This is a genomic window from Chitinophaga eiseniae, from assembly GCF_900167135.1.
GTDB classification, from domain to species: Bacteria; Bacteroidota; Bacteroidia; order Chitinophagales; family Chitinophagaceae; genus Chitinophaga; species Chitinophaga eiseniae.
In genome coordinates this window covers 23,676-50,153 of record NZ_FUWZ01000008.1, presented here as the reverse complement: position 1 = coordinate 50,153, position 26,478 = coordinate 23,676, and the positions used below count along the sequence as shown (strand labels likewise).

Annotated in this window: 25 protein-coding genes and 1 tRNA gene; 20 read left to right on the top strand and 6 right to left on the bottom strand. The window is 50.9% G+C overall.

All coding sequences use genetic code 11. The features are described from left to right. The 3 genes from B5D63_RS32670 to B5D63_RS32660 all read left to right on the top strand — a co-directional run bounded on the left by B5D63_RS32670 (position 1) and on the right by B5D63_RS32660 (position 2,766). Complete coding sequence (locus B5D63_RS32670) at positions 1-1,437, top strand: Gfo/Idh/MocA family oxidoreductase (protein ID WP_078673230.1); 1,437 nt, start codon at positions 1-3, stop codon at positions 1,435-1,437. A gap of 52 nt (positions 1,438-1,489) precedes the next feature. Next, on the top strand, positions 1,490-2,221 hold the full coding sequence (locus B5D63_RS32665; protein ID WP_078673101.1) for a glucosamine-6-phosphate deaminase: 732 nt from the start codon (positions 1,490-1,492) through the stop codon (positions 2,219-2,221). A 167-nt stretch (positions 2,222-2,388) separates the two neighbouring features. Then, the gene (locus B5D63_RS32660; RefSeq protein ID WP_078673100.1) at positions 2,389-2,766 is read left to right on the top strand and encodes a VOC family protein; all 378 of its coding nucleotides are present in this window, start codon (positions 2,389-2,391) and stop codon (positions 2,764-2,766) included. Between the two features lie 61 nt (positions 2,767-2,827). Here the strand turns inward: B5D63_RS32660 and B5D63_RS32655 are convergent, their stop codons facing one another. Both B5D63_RS32655 and B5D63_RS32650 read right to left on the bottom strand, forming a co-directional pair. Beyond that, positions 2,828-3,937 (bottom strand): metallophosphoesterase, encoded by a 1,110-nt coding sequence (locus B5D63_RS32655; protein ID WP_235021692.1) that lies wholly within the window; start codon positions 3,935-3,937, stop codon positions 2,828-2,830. A 146-nt stretch (positions 3,938-4,083) separates the two neighbouring features. Continuing rightward, positions 4,084-4,992: an alpha/beta fold hydrolase gene (locus tag B5D63_RS32650; RefSeq protein WP_078673099.1), complete on the bottom strand. Its 909-nt coding sequence runs from the start codon at positions 4,990-4,992 to the stop codon at positions 4,084-4,086. 90 nt (positions 4,993-5,082) lie between these two features. Between B5D63_RS32650 and B5D63_RS32645 the strand changes: the two genes are divergently transcribed. Next, entirely contained in the window at positions 5,083-6,084 is a 1,002-nt protein-coding gene (locus tag B5D63_RS32645; protein WP_078673098.1) for a sterol desaturase family protein, read from the top strand. A 55-nt stretch (positions 6,085-6,139) separates the two neighbouring features. On the opposite strand, the gene B5D63_RS32640 is transcribed toward B5D63_RS32645, so the two are convergent. Further along, on the bottom strand, positions 6,140-6,499 hold the full coding sequence (locus B5D63_RS32640; RefSeq protein WP_078673097.1) for a SnoaL-like domain-containing protein: 360 nt from the start codon (positions 6,497-6,499) through the stop codon (positions 6,140-6,142). 291 nt (positions 6,500-6,790) lie between these two features. On the opposite strand from B5D63_RS32640, the gene B5D63_RS32635 reads away from it, so the two are divergent. The 3 genes from B5D63_RS32635 (at position 6,791) to B5D63_RS32625 (ending at position 9,539) form a co-directional block, all read left to right on the top strand. Further along, complete coding sequence (locus tag B5D63_RS32635) at positions 6,791-7,870, top strand: 3-oxoacyl-ACP synthase III family protein (protein WP_235021691.1); 1,080 nt, start codon at positions 6,791-6,793, stop codon at positions 7,868-7,870. Positions 7,871-7,963: 93 nt separating this feature from the next. Further along, positions 7,964-8,761, top strand: coding sequence for a PhzF family phenazine biosynthesis protein (locus tag B5D63_RS32630; protein WP_078673096.1), 798 nt, complete (start codon positions 7,964-7,966; stop codon positions 8,759-8,761). 10 nt (positions 8,762-8,771) lie between these two features. Continuing rightward, positions 8,772-9,539 carry an isocitrate lyase/PEP mutase family protein gene (locus tag B5D63_RS32625; RefSeq protein ID WP_159456253.1) on the top strand — a complete coding sequence of 256 codons (768 nt, stop codon included), beginning with the start codon at positions 8,772-8,774 and terminating at the stop codon, positions 9,537-9,539. An 86-nt stretch (positions 9,540-9,625) separates the two neighbouring features. Here the strand turns inward: B5D63_RS32625 and B5D63_RS32620 are convergent, their stop codons facing one another. Then, entirely contained in the window at positions 9,626-11,998 is a 2,373-nt protein-coding gene (locus tag B5D63_RS32620) for an alpha-L-rhamnosidase-related protein (protein WP_078673094.1), read from the bottom strand. A 156-nt stretch (positions 11,999-12,154) separates the two neighbouring features. Here B5D63_RS32620 and B5D63_RS32615 point away from each other — a divergent pair, with 156 nt between their 5' ends. From B5D63_RS32615 to B5D63_RS32590, 6 genes are all read left to right on the top strand, one after another. After that, a complete protein-coding gene (locus tag B5D63_RS32615; RefSeq protein WP_078673093.1) occupies positions 12,155-14,041 on the top strand; it encodes a TonB-dependent receptor plug domain-containing protein in 1,887 nt (628 codons plus the stop codon). A 526-nt stretch (positions 14,042-14,567) separates the two neighbouring features. Continuing rightward, positions 14,568-16,769 (top strand): B12-binding domain-containing radical SAM protein, encoded by a 2,202-nt coding sequence (locus tag B5D63_RS32610; protein ID WP_078673092.1) that lies wholly within the window; start codon positions 14,568-14,570, stop codon positions 16,767-16,769. 28 nt (positions 16,770-16,797) lie between these two features. Continuing rightward, on the top strand, positions 16,798-17,820 hold the full coding sequence (locus B5D63_RS32605; protein ID WP_078673091.1) for an LLM class flavin-dependent oxidoreductase: 1,023 nt from the start codon (positions 16,798-16,800) through the stop codon (positions 17,818-17,820). 72 nt (positions 17,821-17,892) lie between these two features. Continuing rightward, positions 17,893-18,153 (top strand): hypothetical protein, encoded by a 261-nt coding sequence (locus B5D63_RS32600; RefSeq protein WP_078673090.1) that lies wholly within the window; start codon positions 17,893-17,895, stop codon positions 18,151-18,153. A gap of 152 nt (positions 18,154-18,305) precedes the next feature. Further along, positions 18,306-18,833 (top strand): hypothetical protein, encoded by a 528-nt coding sequence (locus tag B5D63_RS32595; RefSeq protein WP_078673089.1) that lies wholly within the window; start codon positions 18,306-18,308, stop codon positions 18,831-18,833. Positions 18,834-18,892: 59 nt separating this feature from the next. Further along, on the top strand, positions 18,893-19,423 hold the full coding sequence (locus B5D63_RS32590; RefSeq protein ID WP_078673088.1) for a hypothetical protein: 531 nt from the start codon (positions 18,893-18,895) through the stop codon (positions 19,421-19,423). Positions 19,424-19,578: 155 nt separating this feature from the next. On the opposite strand, the gene B5D63_RS32585 is transcribed toward B5D63_RS32590, so the two are convergent. Next, complete coding sequence (locus B5D63_RS32585; protein ID WP_078673087.1) at positions 19,579-20,193, bottom strand: YdeI/OmpD-associated family protein; 615 nt, start codon at positions 20,191-20,193, stop codon at positions 19,579-19,581. 205 nt (positions 20,194-20,398) lie between these two features. On the opposite strand from B5D63_RS32585, the gene B5D63_RS32580 reads away from it, so the two are divergent. The 6 genes from B5D63_RS32580 (at position 20,399) to B5D63_RS32555 (ending at position 24,663) form a co-directional block, all read left to right on the top strand. Further along, a complete protein-coding gene (locus B5D63_RS32580) occupies positions 20,399-20,944 on the top strand; it encodes a hypothetical protein (protein WP_078673086.1) in 546 nt (181 codons plus the stop codon). Between the two features lie 17 nt (positions 20,945-20,961). Next, complete coding sequence (locus B5D63_RS32575; RefSeq protein ID WP_078673085.1) at positions 20,962-21,600, top strand: hypothetical protein; 639 nt, start codon at positions 20,962-20,964, stop codon at positions 21,598-21,600. Then, on the top strand, positions 21,570-22,361 hold the full coding sequence (locus B5D63_RS32570; RefSeq protein WP_078673084.1) for a sensor histidine kinase: 792 nt from the start codon (positions 21,570-21,572) through the stop codon (positions 22,359-22,361). Before B5D63_RS32575 ends, B5D63_RS32570 begins: the two co-directional genes overlap by 31 nt. After that, entirely contained in the window at positions 22,358-22,993 is a 636-nt protein-coding gene (locus tag B5D63_RS32565; RefSeq protein ID WP_078673083.1) for a response regulator transcription factor, read from the top strand. The genes B5D63_RS32570 and B5D63_RS32565 overlap by 4 nt, the downstream gene beginning before the upstream one ends. A 128-nt stretch (positions 22,994-23,121) precedes the next feature. Next, positions 23,122-23,901: an ABC transporter ATP-binding protein gene (locus tag B5D63_RS32560; protein WP_078673082.1), complete on the top strand. Its 780-nt coding sequence runs from the start codon at positions 23,122-23,124 to the stop codon at positions 23,899-23,901. A gap of 18 nt (positions 23,902-23,919) precedes the next feature. Then, positions 23,920-24,663 carry an ABC transporter permease gene (locus B5D63_RS32555; RefSeq protein ID WP_078673081.1) on the top strand — a complete coding sequence of 248 codons (744 nt, stop codon included), beginning with the start codon at positions 23,920-23,922 and terminating at the stop codon, positions 24,661-24,663. Here B5D63_RS32555 and B5D63_RS32550 read toward each other — a convergent pair. Further along, a complete protein-coding gene (locus B5D63_RS32550; RefSeq protein WP_078673080.1) occupies positions 24,650-25,921 on the bottom strand; it encodes a hemolysin family protein in 1,272 nt (423 codons plus the stop codon). The two genes, B5D63_RS32555 and B5D63_RS32550, sit on opposite strands and share 14 nt — an antisense overlap. Positions 25,922-26,081: 160 nt before the next feature. On the opposite strand from B5D63_RS32550, the gene B5D63_RS32545 reads away from it, so the two are divergent. Further along, positions 26,082-26,165 (top strand) — tRNA-Leu (locus tag B5D63_RS32545). Positions 26,166-26,478 lie beyond the last annotated feature (313 nt).

Here is a 26,478-nt window from a genome sequence, read left to right as displayed (position 1 = left end):
ATGAAAAATAACCGCAGGGATTTTCTCAAACTGGCGGGCCTCGCCGGTATCGGTCTTACCGGCAGCGCCGTATTGCCGGGCATCGGAACAGCCCATGCCGCCGGTATACCGGACAACCTGCTGCAACAGGCGCAACAAGCCCGTAAGCAACGCTTTAATATGTGCGGCTATGCCGCACCCAAAATCGATACCGTCCGCATCGGGTACGTTGGACTGGGCAACAGGGGCGGGGCGGCCGTGGAGCGTATCACCTGGCTGCAGGGCATCGAAATAAAAGCCCTCTGCGACATCCGCCCGGAAAAAATAGCGGAAGCCAAAAAACGGATCGCCAATAGCGGCTATCACCCCCACGAATACACGGGTTCCGCCGATGCCTGGAAAAAAATGTGCGAACGGGACGATATCGACCTGATATATATCGCCACCCCATGGGAACTGCATACGCCCATCGCCGTATACGCCATGGAACACGGCAAACATGTGGCCACGGAAATACCGGCTGCCTATACGCTGGAAGACTGCTGGCGCCTCGTGGAAACATCCGAACGCACCCGCAAACACTGCGTGATGCTGGAGAACTGCTGCTACGATTTTTTTGAACTGCTTACCCTTAACATGGCCCGCCAGGGCTTCTTCGGAGAAATCATCCACTGCGAAGGCGCCTATATCCACGATATCTTCGAAAGCATGTTCGACAGAACAAAACGGTATGACAACTGGCGCCTCCGCGAAAACGCCAAACATAACGGCAATCTCTATCCTACACATGGACTGGGACCGGTATGCCAGGTGCTCAATATCAACCGGGGCGACAGCATGGAGTACCTGGTGTCTGTTTCGTCCAACGATTTTATGATGCATGACCGCGCGGTGGAACTGGCAGCAAAAGATAATTTCTTTCAGCAGTTCACCAACGCCCATTTCCGGGGTAACATGAATGTATCCACGATCCGCACGCGTAAAGGCAAAACCATTATGGTGCAGCATGACGTGACCTCCCCGCGGCCCTACTCCCGCATTCACCTGGTCAGTGGCACCAAAGCCACCGCGCAGAAATATCCGTTGCCCGCCCGTATCGCCACCAGCCATGAAGGATGGCTCAACGACGCCGATTTCAAAAAACTGGAAGAGCAGTATATGCCGGCCATCGTCCGCAAAGTAGGAGAGATGGCCAAACAGGTGGGGGGTCACGGCGGCATGGACTTTATGATGGACTGGCGCCTGATCGACTGTTTGCGCAATGGCTTGCCGATGGACATGGACGTCTATGACGCCGCCACCTGGAGCGCCGTATGGCCGCTCAGTGAATGGTCTGTCGGCCACCGCTCCAATTCCATTGATGTCCCTGATTTCACCGGGGGATCGTGGAAGAAAAACCAGCCGGTAGATATCTCCCTGGCACAGGGTGGCACCACCGGCGTAGTGAACAAAAGGTGATCATCTCCCGGAAACGAACAATTCAATCGTCACGACTAAAAAAAGCATATACATGAAAATCATCCGATCCAACAACCCGCAGGAATTAGGGGTGACAGCCGGCCAGGATGCGGCTGCCCTGATCAACCAGGCTATCCATGAAGAAGGACAGGCGAACGTGATCCTCGCCACCGGTACCAGTCAGTTTGAAACCCTTCGTGAACTGATAACGGCAGACATCGACTGGAGCAAGGTGGTGATGTTCCACCTCGACGAATATATCGGGCTGCCGGTGACGCACCCGGCCAGCTTCCGGAAATACCTGAAAGAACGTTTTCTGCAAGAGGTGAGCCCGCTGAAAGCTGCTTATCTGATCGACGGAGAAACAGATCCCGAGGCAGAAATCGCCCGGCTGGCGGCCTTGATACAGGCGCATCCTATAGATGTAGCCCTGGTGGGCGTAGGAGAGAACGGCCACCTCGCTTTTAATGATCCTCCGGCCGATTTTACCACCAAAGCGCCCTACCTGGTGGTCAACCTCGATGATGCCTGCCGGCAACAGCAGGCCAACGAAGGGTGGTTTGCAACAGCGGCCGATGTACCGGCGCAGGCCATCAGCATGTCGGTACATCAGATTATGCTGTCTAAACAGATCATCTGTTCCGTGCCTGGCGAAAGAAAGGCGAGGGCTGTCAAAAACAGCCTGGAACAACCGGTGAGCAACCTGTTCCCGGCCAGTATTCTGCAACAACATCCGCATTGTACCTTTTATCTCGATACTGCAGCAGCGGCACTGCTGGCATAAGGCAGCATTGGTGGCTTACAGGCAGCAGGTGTTGTATGGTTAATGGCCTGCTGCCTTTTTTATTTTTACAAATAACCCTAAAAATTGCGACCTCATCCTGAGCGATGCGTTTTCTGGTTAAAAAATTGTGGAGCAGAGGTATTCCTCATTTTTTAAAACCTTAGCTTATGCTTAAACATGCAGGAGCCTTCAGCAGCTTTTCCGTCAATGATCTGCAGCAGGCCAAACAGTTTTACCATGACAAAGTAGGATTGGCTGTCTCCGAAACAGCCGAGGGACTGGAGTTAAAGGTAGACAGCGGACCCAAAGTGTTTCTGTATTCCAAGCCTGATCACGAACCGGCAACCTTTACGGTGCTGAACTTCATTGTAGACAATGTGGATGATGCTGTGGAACAGCTTACGCAGAAAGGCATCCGTTTCCTGCAATATGAAGGTGAAATAGGAACCGATGAAAAAGGCATTTTCCGGGATAAAGAGCGGGGGATGGCTATCGCCTGGTTTGCAGACCCCGCGGGGAATATCCTTTCAGTGCTGCAATCATAGCACTTCAGTATTTTTTATTGTTCTTGCCGCTTTGCTAAAGAAATTGCAATTAACGGATCGTTTAGGCGCCGGGCTGAAGCTGATCAAAAAGATAGTACAGGGGAGCTTCCTCCAGCACGCTGCGATGGGTAGCGGTATTGTTTTTACGGCTCCATTTGATGAGGCGGACGAAGCCGTCGGCGATCTCTATGCCAGTGATGTCGCCATCGCTGAAGCAGCAGCAGCCGGTGTTGAAATAGGTGGGAAAGGCCATGGTTTTAACAAACTGTTTACCGGCATATTCCTCCTGCCGCCGGCGCAGCTCGGCTTGCAGCGCGGTGATGGCGTTCTGGTCATTATCCGCCATGGCCCGTTCCAGTTGTTTGCTGAGCCGGTCAATATGGTCCAGCGAGGCAAAGACAGGTTTGTGTGTATGACCGGAGATAAATAATGTGCGTGGTAGCTGCACGCTCCATTCATACATAATGATGTTGTGGGCGTCTACGAGGTCAAAGGATGCTGCCAGGGTATCGGGATGTATATCCAGGAATCGTTGCACCGGCGTCCAGATGGCTGCCACAAACCACTTGCTGAAGGCATTGCCGTCGCTTCGTTTGTCGCCCTGATGGCCATGCGCCAGAAAAATCCTATGGGCGTTGCCGTTATACTGCGTTTGTAGTACCAGTCCTTCGTAAACCCGCAGTTTTTTGCCAAACAGCGGTTGCAGGAACTGGCGGCGGGGCACTACGTAATACCATTCCAGGTCATGGTTACCGAAGATGCGGTAGTAACGTTTCTTCTGAAGAAAACGTGCCTCAGCCTGTAGCGGCGGGTTGTTGTATTGCATCACAGCCGAGGGCTTGTTTTCCCAGAGTTCTTCGCAATCGCCCAGGTTAATCAACGTATAGCCATGATCGTAATAATGTTGCAGGGCATCTATATAGGCGTCTGCCGCGCTTTTGAAGTCATCAGCGGCATCCCGGCAGCCTTTATGCTGGTCGGAGAAAATAATGAAACGGCCCTGTTGCAGGTCAAACGGCACCAGCAAGCCGCTATCCTTTTTCCCTTTCAGGATACGGTCGTGCAGTTGCGACAGGGATTTGAATACCGCATTTTTGTCCGGGCGGGATGACAGGCGGTCAGACATCCGGATTACCAGCCGGGCCAATGCTCTTTTAATTGGATTTGACAACGGGTTTAGATTAACTTGGGCAACAAGATAATAGAAATTTTCATATTGTGGCAACCTATCCGGCGCGCGGGTCCGAACGGCGCAGCCCAGGGCCCACGCCGTGGGCTGCGAATCCGAAAATTCACAGGTCCGCGGGCCCGCAATCATTACAATGTTTTTTTCAGCGTTTCAAAGAATGCCTTTTGTTGTTCAAACATGGGGAAATGGCCGGAGCCCTGTATCCAGTAAAGGATGGCTGCGGGGTGTATTTGTTTCAGCTCGTAGGTATAGAATGACAGGGCGTCCTGTGCGCCGCCGATCACGTACATAGGGCCTTTGTACCGGGGCAGGGTTTTACTCAGATCATAGTGGATGCGGTTCAGGTCCTGGATCATGAGTCCCTGCATGGTGGTGTTGGAAGGTGCTACATCGATTTGTTTGAGCATGCTGTCGATCATCCTTTTGTCAAAGATATAGGACATGCGGATGATGCGGTTGTATTCAGCTGAATCTGCTTTGGTGGCCTGACGTGCGCTGATTTTCTTTTCGAGTGAATCATAGCGGCTGATGTCAGACAGGCCCATTCTCACCTTGAGGTTGTTGATGTGGGTGGCAAAAAAGCCGGGATCGAATTTGTAATAGCCGGGGCAGGCGAGCACCAGTTTCTTCACCCGCTGCGGGTAGGTAACGGCGAAGTTCATGGCCAGCATGGCGCCCCAGGAATGGCCGTAGATGGTCACGCGGGGAAGGCGCAGATGGTCCAGCAACAGGCGCACATCGTCGACGGCCGCTTTCAGGTTGATGGTGGTGGAGTCCAGCGGCACCGGTATGGAAAGGCCGGTGCCTCTTTGTTCCAGCAGGATGGCCTGGTGCGTTTTGCCCAGTTCCGTTGCCACGCCCGCCTGTTGCAGGCAGGAATTGCCCGGTCCGCCGGATAATACAAGGACCGGTTCTCCTTTGCCATAAAGATGATAGTACAGGTGTCCCCAGGAGGTACGGATGGAATCGGTAGTCTGGGCGGAGCTGAGGAGGGTTGCAGACAATAGTAAAGCCAGCAGGATGGAAAATTTTCTCATAAGAACAATTTCGGGTAAAATCTTCCCGAATTTATATTATTTTCCGGGAGAAGTTTTTCCGCGTTACTGATCTTTTTTAATTATCCTGTTATGGCCATTTTCCAGACTTTGTACCAGGAGGTGATTTCTTTCCTGGGTATCGGAAACCTCCTTGAACTGTACCGTACCGGCAATTATTCCTCGTTGCTCACATTCAACGGTATCCTTTGGGTGATCTCACCGGTGATCCCGTTGCTGTTGCTGATAGAAATCACCCGTGCATTGATTTACAAGCGTTTTAAGATAGAAGACTACAAAATTCCTTTTCTGATCTTTGTGCTTAATCGATTTATCTCCCGGTTTATTTCCATAGCTGCCATCGCATTTTGTATCGGGGTATTTGAGAAAATAGCGCCCTTTCAGACCACGTTTACCTGGTATTGGTTTATCTATGGCTATGTGATATGGGAGTTCGCTCATTTTATTTATCACTACCTGGGGCATAAGGTCCGTATTTTCTGGTGTCTGCATTCCACGCACCATGCGCCGGTGGCGATGAACCTGTCTGTTACCTATGCGCACTTTTTCCTGGAGGCGCCGTATGCGGACGTGATCCGCACTTCCATCTGTATACTGGCCGGTGTGAACCCGCCGATGTTGTTCCTGATCATGTTTATAGACGGCACCTGGGGCGCCTTTATCCATGTGGGGGAGAACATTCTGCCGGACGGCAGGATGGGGTTCCTGAACCGGATTATACTTACGCCGTCGTACCACCGGGTACACCATGCGAAGAACCCGGAATATATGGATACCAATTTTTGCAACCTGCTCAATATATGGGATAAGGTATTTGGCACTTTCCAGCCGGAGAAAAAAGAGGTGAAGATACAGTATGGTATCACCCGGGAGATGAATCCGGGAAATTTGCTGGATGTCTATTTTGGTGAGCTGTACTGTCTGTGGAAAGATATCCGCAGGGCGCCGGGAATTGTCAACAAACTGCTGTATATCGTTATGCCGCCTGGATGGAGCCATACCGGCGATCATAAGACGGCGAAGGTGGTCAGGAAAGCGTACGAGGAGGAGATGTCGGCGGCTGCCGTCTCCTGAACAAAATAGCCCGGAGCAATGGCCCCGGGCTATTCTGTTCAGGAGCGTATTCAGTTCAAAAGAAGAATTGCTCTGAAATGACCTTTCCGTCTTTTACCACGTACACGCAGAGTTCTTCGAAGGTAGCGCGTTCTCTGCCTTTAAACTTCGTGTCCATGGCAAGCGTGAAAGCGATAGCATTACCAGCGATGAGCGGAGGCGATATTTTTACGCCATAGGATGCTTCTATCAGGTCCATAAACAGCTCTCCTTTACGGATGATGTTTTGCAGGCCTTTGGTTTCTTTCTCAAAGCCACCCATGGCTTCCGGTTCAATGCTGATGGCGTCTTCCGCATACAGCTCTTTGTGGGCGCCTGTGTAGTCTTCCTTTTCGCAATAAGCCGCGAGGCGTTGAGCGATTTCCTGGATTGTCATATTGATATGGTTTATAAGTGTTTGGATTTAAAGTTAACAAAAAATCGGGCCGTCTTTCCGGCACTGCGGTCAGATATTGTCCGGCTCGTATTAGTTTTTATCGGTCAAAAAAAGTACCTTCAGGTGGATATATTTGCTTTCGAAGTCTGATTAGCCGGGTAAGCCGGCAGGATTTTTTCTGCACACTATATGCATTAGAAGGGTACGTGCCATCCGCCCTGCAACCGGATGAAGTGCGTGTAGGGACTGTGAACCTATTTACCTTTTTATCAAAAAAATTAAACTCAGACATTGGACAAGATCAACACTATTATTAAAGGATCCGGCAGCTTTATTCCCGCAGTTGCTAAACTGAACAGGGATTTTATTCCCAATCGCTTTTATGATGCCCAGCAGGTGGTTATTGACACACCGGGCGAAGAAATCGTTAATAAGTTCCGGCAGATCACCGGTATTGGCGAGCGCCGTTATGTAACGGATGATCAGCATACCTCTGAAATTGCAGCGTGGGCTGCGCAAAAAGCGCTGGAAGATGCCGGCACAGACCCCGAAACCATCGATCAGCTGATTGTGGCGCATAACTTCGGGGACGTGGAACAGGGTTCTATACAATCGGGCGCCGTACCTTCACTGGCGGCCCGTGTAAAACATATACTGGGTATCCGTAATCCCAACTGCGTGGCTTACGATATTCTCTTTGGCTGCCCCGGATGGCTACAGGGCGTCATACAGGCCGATGCCTTCATCCGCGCAGGCGTCGCCAAACGGTGCCTCGTCATCGGGGCAGAGGTGTTGAGCCGAGTGCTGGACGGCCATGACCGCGACAGCATGATCTTCAGCGATGGCGCCGGCGCCATGGTGCTGGAGGCCGCGGAGGCGACGGCCGGTGGTCCGGGCATTCTCTCTTCTGCTGCGCAAACCTACGCGATACAGGAACTAAACTACATCAGCACCGGCGTCTCTAACTCCCCTGAAGACGATAGTGGTATCAAATACGTAAAAATGCAGGGACGGCGGGTGTACGAGTTTGCCCTCAAACATGTGCCTGAAGCCATCAAATCCTGCATAGACGCTACCGGTATCCCCATTTCCCAGATAAAGAAAATATTCATCCATCAGGCCAACGAAAAGCTGGATGAAGCGATCATCAAAGCAATGTACAAATTGTACGACCTGGCACCGGACCTCGCCAGCGTAATGCCCATGAACATTCATGAGCTGGGCAACAGCTCCGTGGCTACCATTCCCACCCTGTTTGACATGGTCCGCAAAGGCGAGCTGCCGGAGCATACCCTGCATCCGGGCGACGTGATCGTATTCGCGTCCGTAGGCGCCGGGATGAATATCAACGCGGTCTGTTACCGGATGTAACCAATTCATCTGATATGGTTAAAAAATAAAAAACTGCGTCTGTTTTAGGCGGGGGAATTGTCGCATTTTTGCTGCTCAACAATCTCCCACGATATGGATATCCGCTTCTTCCAGGTAGATGCTTTTACCAATAAACCCTTCTCCGGCAATCCGGCCGGAGTATGTCTGCTGGAGACACCACTGCCCGATGAAACAATGCTGGCCATCGCCGCGGAAAACAACCTCGCTGAAACCGCTTTCCTGCTGAAACAGGCCGACGGCTACAGCCTCCGCTGGTTTACGCCCAAACTGGAAATAGCGCTCTGCGGCCATGCCACGCTGGCCAGCGCACATGTGCTCTGGAGCAACGGGCTGGAACCAAAAGACACGCCATTACGTTTTTATACAGTGCGCAGCGGCCTGCTGACAGCCACCGGCAAGGACCACCTGATCGAACTGGACTTCCCCGCCCGGACTTATGAAGACGTGGTACTGCCTACGGCCTTACGCCAGCTGTTCCAGGACAACTACAACTATGCGGTGTATAGTCATGACCGTTATATCGTGGAACTGCCGGTAGCCGGCGCGGTCGCACAGTTCGTGCCTGACTTCCACCTGCTGGAGTCCTATCCGGTGGTCATTACTGCCCCGGGCGACAGTGACAGTCCCTATGATTTTGTGTCCCGCTATTTTGCCGTACCACTGGGCGTCAACGAAGATCCTGTGACCGGCTCTGCGCACTGCTGCCTTGCCCGCTATTGGGCGGACAAGCTGGGTAAAACTACTTTTAACGCCTACCAGGCTTCTGCAAGGGGAGGTGAACTGGAGGTAGAACTGAAAGGGGACCGTGTGCTGCTCCGCGGAGAAGCGGTGACGGTCATCTCCGGCACATTTCATGTTAATCATTTATAAACAGGAAACCATGTCTGCTTTCGAACGATTCAAACAATTACATCACCAGGATACCCCGCTGTTGCTGAGTAACGTATGGGACGTGGCCAGCGCCCTCGTGATGCAGGAAAAAGGCATTAAAGCCATTGCTACTTCCAGCTCCGCCATCGCGGATACACTGGGTTATGCCGACGGGCAAAACATTTCTTTCGGGGAACTGCTGCATGTCATCCGCCGCATTGTGGCAAGTGTACAGGTGCCGGTGTCTGCCGATATAGAAGCCGGTTACAGCGATACCCTGGAGGGACTGCTGGCCAATATCGATCAACTGGTGGAAGCCGGCGTGGCCGGCATTAACCTGGAGGATTCCGCTCCTTCCGGCACCAGGGCCCTGCTGCCTGCCGATGATTTTGTGAAAAAAATCACCGCTATCAAAAGCCACCTGGCCGCAAAAGGGCAACATCTCTTTATCAATGCCCGTACGGATACCTTCCTGCTGGACGTCCCCGGTAAACTGGAAGAAACGTTCAAACGTGCACGACTATACGAACATGCCGGCGCCGACAGTCTCTTTGTACCGTTTATCAAGGATGCTGCAGACATACAGGCGGTGGTAGCCGCCACGAAATTGCCGGTGAACGTCCTTGCCATGAAAGGCCTGCCGGGGCTCGATGAACTGACCTCGCTGGGCGTAAAACGCATTAGTACGGGCGGAAGCATGTACTGGGCGCAGAAAAAGGCATTAGGCGCACGTTTGGAGCAGGTAATGACGGACGGAAATTTTGAATCTATCTTTTAATTTTCAGATGCTGGAATTTGAGATTCCGGGATCTTCGGATGACGCTCCAGGAATCTCAAATTCCAGCATCTGAAAATTCCTGTATATCAGAATGTAACTGTTTGCTGACCGCCGTGTAACGCCTTCTCTTTTCCTTCCCACACAAACACCCCATCCAGTCCGGCCGGCAGCGTAATGTCTGCGGTAATGCCATGCGTACCTTTTCGTACAAGCGATACCGTTATATCGCCCATAGGATGCGGCATACGGCCTTTTACCTGTTGTAGCTCACCGGGGGCGGGCGCAATCTTCACCTTTGCAAAGCCGGGTTTCGCCGGAACAATACCACAGATAGTGGCAAGAAAATCATAATTGGGACTGGCGCTCCACGCATGACAGTCGGAGCGGGTCGGTTCCGGATTTTCTGCAAAGGTGGTAAGCCCCATGGCCAGCATATCGCGCCAGGGTTGTAACTGACCATAATACTGATGGGCCATGCCTGCTTTCTTCAATGCCTGGTTCAGGTAAAACCGGTAGTAGAAGGTAGCCTGGCTCAGTGTTGTATCTGTCATCAGGCGGCGGAGGACCGCCTGTTGCTGGTTGACCGGAATAGCGCCTGATAGCACCGCCATGATGCCTGCATGCTGACTGAAAGTCTTTTTCTCCGGTGTATTGGCCATGGCATTGCGGGCCGGATCAAAACACTGACGGTACACGCTTTGGGTAAGCTGCTGCGCCAGGCGGCCGTAATGTTGTGCCAGCGCCTGTTTACCGAAGCCGCTAAACAGTGCTGCGGCCTGTTGTAACGTATACGCATATTGCAGGGTAATCACAGCAGAATGTCCGTTGGTGGCGCCATCGGGCACTCCGCCGGGGAATGCGGTGTTCCAGTCGGTGAAGCCCCACCATTGCATAGGCCCCAGCATCATGCGGCTGCTGTCTATATGCCGCTCGTACCAGTCCAGCACGCCCTGGGCAGCCATAAGATACTGTTGCAGGAAAACATCGTCTTTCCGGTGCATCCAGTAATCGTACAGCATAGACACCCAGTAAAGGGAAAAAGGAGGGATCACCTGGAGACGGTTGCTTGGGTAGCGGCCCTGCGTAAGCCCTTCGGGCACGCGGGAGCAGTAGAAATCGTGGATGGCTTTGCGCATCAGCCGGTCGTCGCCGGCGACATAGAGGGAGATGAGTGACTGGATGCGGGTATCGCCTTCGTATTGCAGTTGCTCATAGTAAGGACAGTCGAAGTACGTTTCGCCGGCACAGAGCCTGGCGGTACGCCAGCCGATGTTCCATATAGCCGTCAGCGTAGTATCGTTGCTGCTGAAAGCAGCCTTTTCTTCAAACGGGTAACCGGTGCGCATACCATAGAGGTCATCGATGCGGAGCGGCTGGTCGCCGGTGGTGATATCCAGTTGCAGGTAGCGGTAGGTACGGAACCATAGGGGCCGGAAAGTGCGGTGGTCGCCGCCGTCGGGCTCAAAGATGTCGTAGTTGCCGATCATCTCCATGCCTTCCACCTGGTTGCGGTTAGCTTTTTGATGGTTGCGGAACAGCGCTTCTGCGTAAGTCATTTTAATGCTCGACGCTTTGCCGCCGGACACGGTCAGCTGTGGGTAGGCGGATGTGTTGTAGGTCTGGTCTACCAGTATGCTGACGGTCTGATGAGCGGGTATCTCGAGTGTACCTGGCCGGCCGGGCCAGCCGGCAACGGGCGTGATACCGCTGCTGCGCCGTACGGCGCCCATACGCTCCGGCACTTCTTCCATCAGCGGGATGCTGCGGGGCACCAGCGTCCAGCGGTTATCGCTGTCGTAGCCGAAAGAGGCAGGGTGCGTGAGAACGCTGGCGGTTTTCCAGCCGCTGTCATCGTAGCCCGATAGTTCCCAGCCCCAGGGATAGGCTGAGCCTTGCACCCGGTCGCCCGGACCTACCACCATATAGCTGCGCATCCGTGCGCCATTGTCGAGGGAACAGGGGGTATAAGCGGTATCGTGATATACTTTCCAGCTGCTGTTGGTATTGACGGCCTTTTCCGCCTCGCCGTCTCCCTGCAACAGCCAGCCGGTTTGGTTGGACACCTGCGCTACCGGCGCATGTTCACCCATATTCCAGACCAAGGCGGCCAGCGTGTTATTGCCTGCCTGCAGGTAAGGGGCGATGTCCACCGATTCGTAATTCCAGTTGTAGAGGTCCCCGCGCGCAGGGCCAATGCATACCGCCTGACCGTTCACAAAAAAGCGGTAGCGGTTATCGGCTGTCAGGTGCACAATAAATTTTGATGGTTTAGCCGCCAGGGTGACCGCCTTACGGAAATGATAGACACCATAGGCCCGCTGGGCGATGCCTGGACAGCTGATCCAGGAGGCCGTCCACCGGTTTTGCAGCAGCGCCGGGTTGGCAGGCAGCTGGCTGTGGCCGGGTAATGCGCTGAGACAGCAAAGCAAGATCAGTAAAGGATATACGTGGAATTTCATGATAAAGCTTTTAGGAGTAAGCAGTGCCGTTAAGTTAATGTCTAATATTTATACCCGGAAGAAAATATGACCGGCGGACAGGACAGTACAGGATGCGCTGCGGGGCGGTTGTAAATAATTCTGTACTTTTGCGCCGCTTTGACCAATTTTAACAGAATGCACATTCATTCGACTAGTCGTACAATTTTCATATTCCTGCTGATGGGCCTGTGTGGCCGGGCAGCCGCCCAGCAGCGCCCCGACACTGCCATGGCCACCCATAACCTCGACGAGGTGATTGTTCATGAGAACAGGCTGGCAGCGCCTTTAAAGGCGGCCAACCGCAATATTACCATCATCAGCCGCAGGCAGATAGACGCTTTGGCGGTTACTTCCATCAATGAAGTGCTGGCCTTTGTGCCCGGCCTGGACGTGCGTCAGCGCGGCCCGGGAGGCGTACAGGCAGATATCGGCATCGATGGCGGTACATTCGACCAGACGCTGGTGCTGCTGAACGGTATCAAAATCACCGATCCGCAAACCGGTCACAATATGATGAACCTGCCCGTTGACCTCAACGATGTGGACCACATCGAAGTACTCCGGGGCGCGGCGGCAAGGGTATACGGTATCAACGCCCTCAACGGCGCTATCAACATCATCACCCGTCAGCCAAAGGAAACGGGCGCAGTCGTCCGCGCCAACGCCGGCAGCAGCTTCAAAAAAGACGAAAAAAACAAATTGTACAGCGGGTACGGTATCGGCGCCACCGGCACACTGATGACCGGCAACGCAGGCCAGTCGCTGTCGCTCAGTGCCAACAGCGGCAACGGTTACCGCTACAACACGGCGTATGACAACTACCGGGCGTTTTACCAGGGCGCCTTTCAGCCGTCGGCCAACCACGATATCCGCGCGCTGGCCGGTTTCGTGAAAAACAGCTACGGCGCCAACGGATTTTATGCCGCTCCTGGCGACAAAGAATCGGAAGAATCCGTGAAAACTTTCCTGGCGGCCGTCAGCGATAAAATACAGATCAGCAAAAAATGGGAGATGACCCCGCGGGTGAGTTACCGTTATACGGAGGACAATTATCTCTATGTTAAACAAAATAAAGCAGGCGCCAACCTGCACGACAACAACATCGTGGACGTGGAGCTGAACAACCGTTTTGAAACGGCCATCGGCTCTTTCGGCGCTGGCGCTGAAGCGCGTTATGAAGCTATCAACAGTAATAATCTTGGTATTCACGAACGTACCAATATCGGTATCTACGGTGAGTATAAAAGCAAGGCCGACAAACGGTTCAGCTTTTCCGTCGGTGGTTACCTGAACTATAACTCTGCCTATGGCTGGCAGTTCTTCCCCGGCGCAGATGCAGGTTTTAACCTCACTTCCGATCTGAAGCTGTATGCCAATATCGGGACGGCACAACGTTTACCAACGTATACCGACCTGTATTATAAAAGTCCCGCTATCCTCGGGAATGCTAATTTGGGCGTAGAGAAAGCTACCTACATGGAAGCCGGTATCCGTAAGTACAGCGGTAAGTTCTCCTATTCCGGCAGTGTTTTTTACCGCCAGATATCCGATTTTATCGATTATGTGAAAGACAGCCTGCCGCAGCCATGGCAGCCGCAGAATTTCCAGCGGGCAGACACTAAAGGATTTTCATTGCAGACCGGTTATGCTACTACTTTTGCTTCCGGGGTGTTTAACAGCTTTGCCGCCAACGCCGGTTATAACTATCTGTCGCCTTCATTTAAGGGAGATGACAACCGTAAAAAGATTTCCCGTTATGTGATCGAAAGTCTGCGCCATCAGCTTACCGCCGGTGTAAGGGCTTCGTTGTTGCAGCACTGGATGGTGTCTGCCACAGCGCGTTACAATATGCGTATCAACTATAAGGACTATACCGTGGTGGATGCCCGTATCGCTTACCAGCAAAGCCGTTTCCAGGTGTATGCAGATGCCAATAACCTGCTGGACGTGACCTATGTGGAAGCCGGCGCGGTGCCTATGCCCGGCAGATGGATAACACTGGGAGGCAGCGTGAAATTTTAGTAAGACGGTGTTTTAAAAATATAGGGAGATGAACAGCTGCTGTTCATCTCCTTTTTTATGGATGTACATCAGTATGATGGCGCTGCGGTTGAGCGCCGGTAATATTTTTTCTCGCAAAGCATACAAGGAGCAAAGAGCGCAAAGATGTTTTGCACTGTTATTGTCCGGATGTATGGACTTTGAGAATGGTGAATGATGAATTTGGACCTGAAACTTATTTGGCTCCGGATGCAAGGCGACAGATGGCCTGTACATGGCGACTACGCGAGGCTACTGTAACGCCTACACGCTACAGAAGCCAGGCGGTCATCGCCCGAAGGGTAAAAAATGAAAAAGAAAAACAATGAAAAGTACCAAAGGACATAACAGGAGAGGGCATCTGCAAAAGCCTGTGTTCCTGGTCCCTAAAAGCAGTGAGGGCAACATCGGAAGAAGTAAACTGGTTGTTTGTGTTTTCATGCGTACATCCGCAGCCCTGCTATCTTTCATTAATATGACCTACCTTTGCGTTTTAAAATAACCTGTTTTGAGTCATTCTGTTTTTTTAATAACACCGCCATTTACGCAGCTGAACACGCCATATCCGGCCACAGCCTACCTGAAGGGGTTCCTGAACACTAAAGGGATCAGTGCTTTCCAGGCTGACCTGGGTATTGAAGTCACGCTGGCTTTATTTTCAAAACAGGGGTTGCAGCAGTTGTTTGACAGCATCGGGGCGGAGCCGCGGGCGGAACTTTCGGAGAATGTCGCCCGGATCATTGCGCTGCAGGACGACTATGTGAACACTATTGACGCGGTTATTTTGTTTTTGCAGGGCAGAAACCCTACGCTGGCGCACCAGATCAGCAAACGCGATTTTCTGCCGGAAGCGTCGCGGTTTGCCCAGCTGGACGATCTGCACTGGGCTTTTGGGTCCATGGGCACGCAGGACAGGGCCAAACACCTGGCCACCATGTACCTGGAGGACCTGTCGGACCTCATTATGGAATGTGTGGACCCGCACTTTGGCTTCAGCCGTTATGCCGAAAAGTTAAGCCGTTCCGCCAACAGTTTCGATGAACTGTATGACGCCCTTCACGAAGGGTATACTTATATAGACCACATCCTGACAGACCTGCTGGCTGCCCGGATGGAGGCGGTACAGCCCTCACTGGTGGCTATTTCTGTTCCTTTTCCGGGTAACCTGTACGCCGCCTTTCGCTGCGGGCAGTGGATCAAAGCCCATTACCCGCAGGTGAAAATAGCTATGGGCGGCGGTTTCCCGAATACAGAACTGCGCTCGCTCAGCGATCCACGGGTGTTTGAATTTATCGACTTCATCACCCTCGACGACGGCGAAGCGCCCATGGAGAACCTGTTTCAATACCTCCAGGGACAGAAAAACATCGAAGCACTGAAACGTACCTTCCTGTTGCAGGACGGTGCGGTGACCTATGTCAACAACGCCTCCTGCCACGATTACAAGCAGAGCCAGGTAGGTACGCCGGATTACAGCGATCTGCTGCTGGACCAGTACGTGTCGGCCATTGAGGTAGTGAACCCCATGCACAGCCTCTGGAGCGACGGGCGTTGGAACAAGCTGACCATGGCCCATGGCTGCTACTGGGGCAAATGCACCTTCTGCGATATCTCGCTGGACTATATACGCGTGTATGAGCCGATAGCCGCTTCCATGCTGTGTGACCGGATGGAGACCATCATAGCGCAGACCGGCCAGAACGGGTTCCATTTTGTGGACGAAGCCGCGCCGCCTGCACTGATGCGGGCATTGGCGCTGGAGATCATCCGGCGTAAGCTGACCGTCACCTGGTGGACCAATATCCGCTTTGAGAAAAGTTTCACGCGCGACCTCTGCCTGCTGCTCAAAGCGTCCGGCTGCATCGCCGTGTCCGGTGGACTGGAAGTGGCGTCTGACCGCTTGCTGGGCCTTATCCAGAAGGGGATCACCGTAGCGCAGGTAGCGCGGGTGAACCGTCATTTTACCGAAGCAGGCATCATGGTGCATGCCTACCTGATGTATGGCTTCCCCACGCAGACAGCGCAGGAGACCATCGATTCGCTGGAAATGGTGCGACAGATGTTTGCAGCAGGTATTTTGCAATCTGCTTTCTGGCACCAGTTTACCATGACGGCCCACAGCCCTGTAGGACTGGAGCCCGCGAAGTTCAGCGTGCAGAAAGAGAGCGAGGCGGTCGGTTCTTTCGCCAATAACGATATTATGCATATCGACCCCACAGGGGCAGACCATGAGAGTTTTAGCTACGGCCTGAAGAAGTCGCTGCTCAACTTCATGCATGGCGCCTGCCTGGATTACCCGTTGCAGAAATGGTTTGACTTCAAAGTGCCGAAAACCAGTGTGGCGCCGGATTTTATCACCAAAGCGCTGACAGAGGAAGAGGCTGGGACTATCAAACCTACCAGCAAAGTGGTATACCTGGGCAAACAACCTTCGATGGAAGTGATCACCAAATCCAAGAAGGGCAGTACCTGGGAGGTGGCATCTTTCACGTTTCAGAATAAAAAAGAAAAGATGAATATCAGCGTGCCACCACCACAGGGGGAATGGCTGGCGGGCGTGCTGGCGCAGGTAGCGGTAGCTAACCCTAAAACCTATACGTTGCAGGAGATCAAAGACAGTTATGAAGCGGCAGGCCTGGAGGATTTTGAACTTTTCTGGGATAACAAGCCGGTGAATACGCTTTACAGGTCGGGGTTGCTGAAATTGTAAGGCGCTTTTTTACACATAAAGGAGTGGTATGAAAAAAATAGGGTTTTTATCATTCGGACACTGGTCCAATAATGCTGCCTATGAAACCCGTACAGCGGGGGATACGCTGCTTCAGTCGATCGATCTGGCGGTTGCAGCCGAAGAAATCGGTTTGGATGGCGCTTATTTCCGGGTGCATCATTTCGCTGCTCAGCTGGCATCTCCGTTTCCGCTGCTGGCGGCTATCGGCGCCAGGACCAGCCGCATAGAGATAGGGACCGGCGTAATCGACATGCGCTATGAGAATCCGCTGTATATGATAGAAGATGCCGGGGCTGCGGATTTGATTTCGGGAGGCCGGTTGCAGTTGGGTATTAGCAGAGGATCGCCGGAGCAGGTCATTGATGGCTGGCGTTATTTTGGTTATGAGCTGGCAGAAGGGGAAACGGATGCCGATATGGGACGTCGTAAAGCCCTGGAATTTTTAGATAAGTTAAAAGGTGTCGGGTTTGCCCAGCCTAACCCATATCCGATGTTTCCGAATCCCCCGGGTTTACTGCGCCTGGAGCCGCATGCCGAAGGGTTGCGGGACCGGATTTGGTGGGGAGCGGCGTCCAATGCTACAGCTGTTTGGGCCGCAGAAAACGGCATGTACCTTCAAAGTTCCACCCTGAAATATGATGAAAGCGGTAAACCTTTCCATGTGCAACAGGCAGAACAAATAAGGCTCTATAAAGAGGCATGGAAGAAGGCCGGGCATCAGCGTGAGCCGAGAGTGTCCGTGAGCCGGTCTATATTTGCGCTGGTAAACGACCAGGACAGGTATTACTTCGGGGGGGAAGCTGACAGGACGGACAAGATAGGGTTTATTGAAAGTGACAGGCGTGCTATTTTTGGAAGAAGTTATGCTGCCGAGCCGGACCAACTGATAAAAGAACTGGCTAAAGACGAAGCGATCCAGGAAGCGGATACGCTTCTTTTAACAATACCCAACACATTAGGAGTTGATTACAATGTGCACGTGCTGTCGTCTATCCTAACGCATGTTGCGCCGGGATTGGGGTGGCGGTAGTATAGGCAGGGGGGCTGAATAAAAAATTCTTATTTTTTCCGTACAAGACCGTGGTTCCGGTTTAGTAATGAAATGATTGCAATCCAGGACTTTCAGGCTTCCCGGATGATCACTCTTGACCCCTGGCCTCAGATGGTATTCCTGGATGCTACCGGAAAGATGACCATCAGTGAATATGTTGATTTTATTGCATGTAAATATAAAAAGGAAGTTCCTGCAGATCTGAATACAATTATTTTGTCGATGATTGATCTGTTGCTTAAAGATGATGTAGTAAGTCTTTCTGAAACTCCGAGAGAGCCTGATTCAAAACATAATCTTCCGTTTAAATAATATAGAGAGACGTTCTTTAATAGGTCTTTTTTAAAAGTAAATGATAGTCAATTAATTGTGATTTTCTACTCTTTTGTAAAGCTTTACAAAAATGTAAATACTTTACAAAAGAGTAAATTTTTTTTGTACTTTTGATTAGAAATACAAAGGGCATGGAGATAGCTCAATTCGAGGTAAAATTAAAAGAGGTGTTTACTAATTCGTATTTGATGGCTGTGATCGAGCCAATGACGTTGGCTGATTTTAAGGTGGTGAAAAAGAGCCGGGAACAATTCGATAAATTTAACTGGAACCAATATAGGCAAAAAGAAGTCTACAAATTACGCCTTAAAGAAGACGATATTATTTTAGGGCTGATGTGCCTGATTGATCATACCGATGAAGCTACTGACGCGATTGAAATTGAGTTACTGGAAGTGTCGTCTGAAAATATAGGGAAGGAAAAGCGGTTGGATTGTATTGGTGGGTGTTTAATTGCATTTGCTTGCAGGGAGTCATTTAAAAGAGGGCATGAGGGATGTGTATTTTTAGTGCCCAAGAGTTCTTTATTAGACCATTATCCGGCTAAGTACGGATTTCAATACATCCCTGTGAAATCGGACAGAAGGCCCAATGGATTTATGATACTATTTGAACCGGGTGCGAGGAAGCTGATCAAAATGTACCTGGATGCAGCGTAACGATCGTCGGGTAATGATCATCATTAACTTTAAATGTGCAGAAAAGAAAAATCGCGGATATGAAATCGTACAAGGAAATCGAAAAGAAGCATAGTCCGGAGGAAATAGCCGAATCACTCGTGTTCCCGGGACCTAAGGACCCTGCCAAGCGGGGGGAGATGCTGTCAGTATTAAGGCAAGTCAGAAAACAACAAAAAGAAAGTCAATCTGAGGAGAGTAAACTGATTTCGCAATTGCTTCAATTAAAATTTCTGATTGAGGATTACCTGAAAGCGGATTCCTTCAATAAGAATTTCTATTTCGGATATTTCTTAAAGGAGTACATTACCCGTCTTGAAAAGAAAAACAGGCAGTTTGCACAAGAGATAGATGTAGATCCCACAGAGTTAAGCCAGATTATAAATAAACACAGAAAGCCTACCGAGAAAATTATCTACCGATTGGAAATTCATTCGAATAGAAATTTCCCTGCGATCATGTGGTTTAAAATATTGGAAAAGGAAAGAGCTTATGAATTGCTTCATGATAAATCGATCGTAAATAATGAGAGAGGTCACGTAAAGCAACAGTTAAAATTCTCTTTGACGTAGGAAATTATGAAACCCACTCGTAGAGTGGGTTCTTAATTTTAGGTATCCATCTGAAAGGATATTGTGCCGGCTAGTGGAGTTTACGAATTTTACACTTGATTAGCTATTGGTACGACCTAGTCAAAATAGCCAGGAGTTAAAAATTTCTGCATAAGTTACTTCACATATTTCCAGTTCCTGATTTTCCCTTCGGCCATCCAGGCTAAAGCGTCTGTGAGGCGGTTATCGCGGGTTGCCGCTGTTTTTGCGCTGGTGATCCATTCCACATATTCCTTTTTGTTGCTGTAGCTGAAGGCATCGAAGGTGGTCCATGCCTTTTTATTTTTTTTAATGGCAGACAGCAGCCAGTCCGGGACCTCCAGTTCTTTTTTGCCTGGGGTGGTTTTTTGGGCGGCGGGTGGTGTGCTGGCTGTGCTTAGTTTGGCGGCGGTTTTCAGGTATTTAATAAAGATTTTATCGGAGGGGAGGTCTTTCAGGCTGGTGATTTTTCCCAGCTGCCCCATGCCGTTTTCGCCTCTTTTCCGGAAGATGTTGTCCGGGTCGTCCATGTGGGCGCCTTTCCAGAAGGTAAAGGAGCAGTGGGCCTTAAAAGCCGCGAAACTGCAGAGGAGTTGTTCGTTGCAGGTAAAAAAAGGCATGCCCCATTTGATGGTTTCGGCAGCTTCGGGGCAGGCTTTGTGGACGAGGTCCCGCAGGTGTTCCAGTATGGGCCGGGCGAAATCGGCCGATTTAAGGATGTAGGCGTTTACACGGGTGTCCTGTTGACTCATGGCCATGGGTTTTGCTGCAATTTATATAAAAGCGGGCTATCATGAAAGGTTGGGCATATCGGTCAGGGGTAAAATTCAGCATGTCAATATATTTATATATTATTGATAGCGTGTAACAGGAAATCTCCCGGGGAGCTACCCGGGGAAAACCCCGGTATAAGCATGAAAAAAATGTTGAATATTTGTTTTCACTAAACACAACAACATGAGCGACAAAATGATTGTCAGCGGTTATACCGCCAATAGCCAGGGATATCTCGAGAATACCACCATCCCTCTCGACTCCAACATGCCTTTTACCGGGGATCCCAAAACTTACGGGATGCCGGTTACTGTGAGTGCTTATTTCGGAATGCTGTTTCATTTTTACAATTACCTCTCCCAGAATCCTGAGGTAAAAGAATTTTTTCAGGGCGTGTACTCTGTAGAGTTTAGCAAGGCTTCCCTTTTCCGGTTGCTGAGCCAGCCCGGCTGTGAATTTGTACGCTTTCATTTTGTCATTCCGGAAGACAACAACAAACTGAGTCTGATGGGCGAGGGGTTGGATGCCAACCATGTCAACATTGGTTTCCCTGTCCTGCTGGAGAAAGCCACCGCAGGTGTGCTGGATAGCGGTCCTGGTGATCCTGGCATTGAAGAAAGAGGTAACGGCGGAGAAAAGAAAGAGCTGATGGACCAGTTGCTGGCGGCGCTGAAGGCCAGCGGGCATCCATTCGGAGCGGTAACCCGACTCGATTTAGAAAATTCCTAAAAAAAATGCTACGCTGAATGAACGGATGGATCTATGGGTACTATGCGATGCTGGTGACATGTTTTGCCATTAGCCTGTTTAACCTGCAGTACACGCAGGTGAAGCAGCTGGCTGTGTTATTGGGTTTCTCCATATTATCAGAGGTGATGGTTGAAGTGATCGGAAAGCGTGGTTCCCATTTCTTTATTGTATACCACTTTTTTGTGGTGCTGGAATATAGTCTGATAACAATTATTTTACGGTCAGGAATCAAGGATGAGCGCTGGCGGTTGCTGATGTGGGTGTCGATATTCGTGTTTGGGGTAGTGTCACTCGCACACAGTTTTGTTTATGGCGGCTGGCGTTATTTTCCGGGTATTAATATCACCATTGAGAGCTTCCTGGTCATATGCTGGTGCCTTTTGTCCTTTTTTTCGATTAGCCCTAATAGTGAAGCGTCTATATTCCGGCATCCAAATTTCTGGCTGACCCTCGCGTTCTTCTTTTATTTCGCGGGGTCCATGTGTGTCAATGGCTTTTACAACCTGCTACTGGCCGGTGATGCACGGTCTGCCAAACATCTTTTTACGATTTTGAACTCATTATCCAATTACCTGTTGTATATTATGCTGATAAAAAGCATCATATGCTTCCGGTCAAACAGGATTTCTTCGTAGCAGTCATATTACTCACCTTGTTGTTTATCATCATGGGATTGATAGTGATTGCGGCGATCATCAACTACAAGAAAAAACAACAGGCTTACCTGCATCAGCTTAAATTAATGAAGGAAGAGTATGATAAACAATTGATGTGGTCACAGATTGAAATACAGGAAGAAACCTTTGCCCACCTGGGGCAGGAGCTTCATGACGATATTGGCCAATTGTTAACCAGCACCAAATTGTTAATCAATGTTACTCAACGTAATCTGACCGATGCACCGGAAACGTTGAAGACCGCGGAAGAAACCCTCAGTACGGCCATTCATCACCTGCGCGCACTGTCCAAATCGTTCAGTCGCCAATGGCTGGATCAGTTTAGTCTGATCGATAACCTGAAGAGCGAAGTGGCCCGTATTAATGCCAGTCGTACCATTAAAGTAAAGTTTACCCACGAGCTGGCGGAGTTGCCGCTACAGTCCGAACCGCAGATCATTCTGTTCCGTATTATCCAGGAGGCCATGCAAAATTGCCTGAAACATGCCCGCCCGCAAGTGATAGACATCAGTCTGCGTATAGCCGAAAGGGTATTGTTGCTGATCATCGCGGATGACGGCGCCGGTTTTGACAAAGCCGGTATGTCCGCCACCGGACTGGGTATCCGGAACATGCAACACCGCACCCAGCTATTGGGCGGATCGATCAACTGGGAAGTGACGGATGCAGGAGGTACTGCTGTGTTGATAAAATTACCCGTTGAACCAAATCAGTTATGAACATCAAAATTGCCATCGCAGACGACCATCAGTTATTCCTCAAATCACTCAGCCTGCTCATAGCGGGCTTTAACGGCTTTAGTATTGTGGCAGAAGCAGTCAACGGAAAAGAGCTGCTGGATAAGATCACAGCGCTGCCTGTCCAACCGGACATTGTATTGCTTGATGTGAACATGCCCGTCATGGATGGGCCCAAAGCGACCGCACTGCTGCAGAAACAGTATCCGGGCATCCGCATTGCGGCCTTGTCCATGAAGGAAAATGACACGACCATTATCACCATGCTCAAAGCCGGTTGCTGTGCTTATCTGCTCAAAGACATTCACCCGGTAGAACTGGAAAAAGCCCTGCGGGAGATACATGAATCAGGCTACTATCACAACGACGCCTCCAATGTCAACTACCGCCGGCTGATCTTGCAGTCTGAACAGCAGGAGACCATCACCGAAAGGGAGAAAGAATTCCTCAGCCTCGCCTGCAGCGATCTTACCTATAAGGCCATCGCGCAAAAAATGAACGTCTCCGAGCGTACGGTGGACGGTTATCGTGAAATCCTTTTCCATAAGCTTAACGTGCAAAGCCGTACCGGCATGGTGCTGGAAGCTTTGCGGCGGCAGCTGGTATCGCTCTGACGACTTCTTTACCGCCCGAAAAATGCACTTTACCGACCTGTACAGGTCACTTACCTTATTTCTCCTGTGTCCTTTGTTGGTTTTTGTATCATTGTAACCTGTTCATTTATCCAAAATCGAGTCAGCACATGAGTAATCAACAAAGGGCAATTCTGGAGGTAGACCAGTTAAGCGTGTCCTATGGCCCTTTTGAGGCGGTAAAAGGAGTATCCTTTACCGTCGCGTCCGGTGAAATTTTTGGTCTGCTGGGACCTAACGGCGCTGGTAAGACGAGCACCCTGAGCGCTATCGAAGGGCTATTGCGGCCACAGGGCGGGCAAATCAACGTAGCTGGTTTCAGCATCCTTCAACAGCCGCTACACGCCAAAGCCAACATGGGCGTACAGTTACAGTCCACCAGTTTTCAGGCGGAACTGACCGTCGCCGAGATCATCCGGTTGTTTGCCGGTATCTACGGCAAAGAATTGACCCCCGAAGAAGTAGAGGAGAAGCTGGTGGAAATCAACCTGCAGGATTCCGGGACCAAACGTTTCGGGCAGTTGTCCGGCGGGCAGCAACAGCGGGTGTCGCTGGTCATCTCCACCATCCACGATCCGCAGCTGGTGCTGCTGGACGAACCCACTACCGGCCTGGACCCGCAGTCCAGGAGGCAGCTCTGGGACCGTATCGAAGCCATCAAAGCCCAGGGCCATGCGGTATTGCTCACCACCCATTCTATGGAAGAAGCTGAAGCGGTGTGCGACCGTATCGCTATCATCGATCATGGACGCGTAATTGCCATCGATACGCCAGAAGCGCTGATAGCGGCACACCGCAACGATCCCGACGTGATCGCCGTTTCCCGTAAAGGGAAGATCACGCTGGAAGATGTATTCATCGGCCTTACCGGCAGGGCTGTCCGTTCCTAACTCTTCAATCCCTACTTTATGCAAACCAAAATACCTCAGACTTCTGCTGTCATGTCCGCTTTATTGCGGGCTGATTTTACCACCCTGTGGCGCAACCGCCGTTCTCTACGGCTCGTGTTGCTGGTCCCGGTGGTGATCGTCATCTCCTGGAAAGGGATGGTGAACATGATGGGGGGCGCTTATGTGCTCTCGGGCGGCATTACCATCGGTCTTATCAGTATCGGCCTGCTAGGCTATACCAACTCCATTGCGCGTGACCGTGACAAGGGCGTGTTCCAGCGCCTGCGGGTGGGCCCTGTGGCCGCCTGGACCATTATGAGCAGCCGTATCCTGGTGCAGATAGCAACCATAATGGCCATGACCATCGCTATTTTTGCCGTTGGCAACCTGGTAGATAAAATAGTGTTGCCCCCATTAGGCTACGTGACAGGCTTCTTCGCCGCTGTACTGGGGGGCGCGCTCTATCTCAGCCTTGGTCAGCTGATCGTGGGACTGATTAAAAATCCGGAAACGGTGAACTCCACTACGCGGCTGGTATATTTTATTTTCATCATGGTGGGCATGCTGGGTAATTTCGGCGTGCTGGGAGATGTCGTGAAAGAATCGATACAATGGTCACCCTATGGTGTGGTTAACCGCGTGATCGCGACAGCGCTGCAACCCGAAACGTGGAACCTGCAGGCTACTTACGCCTTGCTGGCTACGCTGGGTTATACCGTGATATTTGGCGTGTTGGGCATCCGGTTCTTTAAGTGGAACTGATTTCCCTGATGATCACTTCCTCAATCCGGTGTTTGTTCATACTTTTTATTTCGAAGGAGAGCTGGTGGAGCGTTACTTTCTCACCGGGTTGAGGAATATGTTTCAGTTTGCCGATCAGCAGGCCTGCTACCGTAATATCTTCCTCTTCGTACGGGCGGAGCCATTCCAGGTTCAATGTCTCCCGGATAAAAGACAGCCGGGTGATACCGTTGGTGAGCCAGCTTTTGTCCGGCTGTTGTTGTAATATCCGCTCTTTGGTATTATATCCCGGCAGGTTGCCCAGTAGTCCTGACACAATATCATGGAAGGTGACGATGCCTTCAAACTCCCCGTATTCATTGAGTACAATCCCCATGATGGTACCTTCACGGCGCAACAGTTGAAACATATCGTAGATGCCCTGGTTGAGTGACAGGTAGGAGACAGGGCTGACGAGTTCGCGCAGCGGTTTGTCCGGCCGCAGGAAAAAATCCTTGATCATGAGCGCGCCGGTGATCTCGTCGCCTGCTGTCATCACGGGGAAGGTGCGGTGTGTACTTCGTTGGATCGTTGCCGTTATCTCTTCGTGGGACATGCCTTCTTTCATTACCGTAACAATGCTGGCCGGGGTCATGATGTTTTCCGCCGGCATGTCATAGGCGGTGGAGATATTTTTGTGCAGCATAAACTCGCCTTTTTCTATCAGTCCCTGTTTGTAAGCCAGGGTCAGCATGCCGCGCAGGTCGTTGTCGGTCAGCTTCTGTTCGCGGATGGTATTGATATGGAACAGTCCGAGGATGTACTTGGTACCGGAGGTCAGCAGTTTGATAAAAGGGTAGGTGATCTTCGAAAAGATGATCATGGACGGGGTGATGATAAACGCGATTTTCTCCGGGTTGAGCAGTGCGATTGTTTTAGGGATGAGTTCACCGAAGACGATGGTGAGGTAGGTGATAGAACCTACCCCGATCAGCAGGGCCAGCAGATGAGCGCCATAGTTGCCCAGGTGCCAGGAGCGGAATACAGGCTCGAGTAGTGCGGCCATCATATCGCCGCCGTATAGCCCTTCGAGTATGCCTACCAGGGTGATGCCCACCTGTACCGCGCTGAGGAATTCATCAGGGTCGTCAATCAGTTGGAGTACGCTGGCCGCGCGTTGATTACCGCCGTTGGCCTGTATGGTCAGCGTATTTTTGTCGACAGATATCAGACCTATTTCTGCGAGGGAGAAGTAAAAGTTGAGCGCGATGAGTACGATAATGATAGTGATAGATAGCATAAGTCAGCCGCTTTACAGGATAACAACCATCCGGTGCAATTGTTTATAGTACTGGTTTTTAGCTTGTTTGCCAACACTGTCTGAAAAAATATTTCAGTAAAATTTTTTGGAGAATTGAAACGAGTGCTTATCTTTGCGCTCCCTGATCACAATATCAGTTGCCCAGATGGCGAAATTGGTAGACGCACTGTGTTCAGGTCGCAGCGCCTGCAAGGGTGTGCTGGTTCGAATCCAGTTCTGGGCACGTAATAGGTTGTAAGTATTTGACTTACAACCTATTTTTTTTTGTCAATGTCGTTTTTGTACGCTTTTATCCGCTTTTGCCCACTATTTGCGACACATAATTGACACACGACATGACACACGAAAATTATTTCCTCTTTCCCAAGCTGCCTGTCAGTCCTACATTTGAGCAGTATGACACAACGACTGTTGTGTACGAAAAAAATTCTTTCTTTCACTTTGGCCCACTTTCTCACCATTTTGCAAATGGCTTCAAATCCTTACTGACACGGCATACTATTAGTGCCAATGGTTTCACCTTTAAACATCGTGCG

Excerpts from the sequence above, each read along its gene's own strand:
- B5D63_RS32660 (WP_078673100.1), top strand. The coding sequence starts at position 2,389 with ATGCTTAAACATGCAGGAGCCTTCAGCAGCTTTTCCGTCAATGATCTG.
- B5D63_RS32590 (WP_078673088.1), top strand. The coding sequence starts at position 18,893 with ATGAAATCGTACAAGGAAATCGAAAAGAAGCATAGTCCGGAGGAAATA.
- B5D63_RS32555 (WP_078673081.1), top strand. The coding sequence starts at position 23,920 with ATGCAAACCAAAATACCTCAGACTTCTGCTGTCATGTCCGCTTTATTG.
- B5D63_RS32580 (WP_078673086.1), top strand. The coding sequence starts at position 20,399 with ATGAGCGACAAAATGATTGTCAGCGGTTATACCGCCAATAGCCAGGGA.
- B5D63_RS32600 (WP_078673090.1), top strand. The coding sequence starts at position 17,893 with ATGATTGCAATCCAGGACTTTCAGGCTTCCCGGATGATCACTCTTGAC.
- B5D63_RS32665 (WP_078673101.1), top strand. The coding sequence starts at position 1,490 with ATGAAAATCATCCGATCCAACAACCCGCAGGAATTAGGGGTGACAGCC.
- B5D63_RS32640 (WP_078673097.1), bottom strand. The coding sequence starts at position 6,499 with ATGACAATCCAGGAAATCGCTCAACGCCTCGCGGCTTATTGCGAAAAG.
- B5D63_RS32605 (WP_078673091.1), top strand. The coding sequence starts at position 16,798 with ATGAAAAAAATAGGGTTTTTATCATTCGGACACTGGTCCAATAATGCT.
- B5D63_RS32575 (WP_078673085.1), top strand. The coding sequence starts at position 20,962 with ATGAACGGATGGATCTATGGGTACTATGCGATGCTGGTGACATGTTTT.
- B5D63_RS32615 (WP_078673093.1), top strand. The coding sequence starts at position 12,155 with ATGCACATTCATTCGACTAGTCGTACAATTTTCATATTCCTGCTGATG.
- B5D63_RS32625 (WP_159456253.1), top strand. The coding sequence starts at position 8,772 with ATGTCTGCTTTCGAACGATTCAAACAATTACATCACCAGGATACCCCG.
- B5D63_RS32630 (WP_078673096.1), top strand. The coding sequence starts at position 7,964 with ATGGATATCCGCTTCTTCCAGGTAGATGCTTTTACCAATAAACCCTTC.
- B5D63_RS32650 (WP_078673099.1), bottom strand. The coding sequence starts at position 4,992 with ATGAGAAAATTTTCCATCCTGCTGGCTTTACTATTGTCTGCAACCCTC.
- B5D63_RS32620 (WP_078673094.1), bottom strand. The coding sequence starts at position 11,998 with ATGAAATTCCACGTATATCCTTTACTGATCTTGCTTTGCTGTCTCAGC.
- B5D63_RS32550 (WP_078673080.1), bottom strand. The coding sequence starts at position 25,921 with ATGCTATCTATCACTATCATTATCGTACTCATCGCGCTCAACTTTTAC.
- B5D63_RS32645 (WP_078673098.1), top strand. The coding sequence starts at position 5,083 with ATGGCCATTTTCCAGACTTTGTACCAGGAGGTGATTTCTTTCCTGGGT.
- B5D63_RS32565 (WP_078673083.1), top strand. The coding sequence starts at position 22,358 with ATGAACATCAAAATTGCCATCGCAGACGACCATCAGTTATTCCTCAAA.
- B5D63_RS32670 (WP_078673230.1), top strand. The coding sequence starts at position 1 with ATGAAAAATAACCGCAGGGATTTTCTCAAACTGGCGGGCCTCGCCGGT.
- B5D63_RS32585 (WP_078673087.1), bottom strand. The coding sequence starts at position 20,193 with ATGAGTCAACAGGACACCCGTGTAAACGCCTACATCCTTAAATCGGCC.
- B5D63_RS32560 (WP_078673082.1), top strand. The coding sequence starts at position 23,122 with ATGAGTAATCAACAAAGGGCAATTCTGGAGGTAGACCAGTTAAGCGTG.
- B5D63_RS32570 (WP_078673084.1), top strand. The coding sequence starts at position 21,570 with ATGCTTCCGGTCAAACAGGATTTCTTCGTAGCAGTCATATTACTCACC.
- B5D63_RS32595 (WP_078673089.1), top strand. The coding sequence starts at position 18,306 with ATGGAGATAGCTCAATTCGAGGTAAAATTAAAAGAGGTGTTTACTAAT.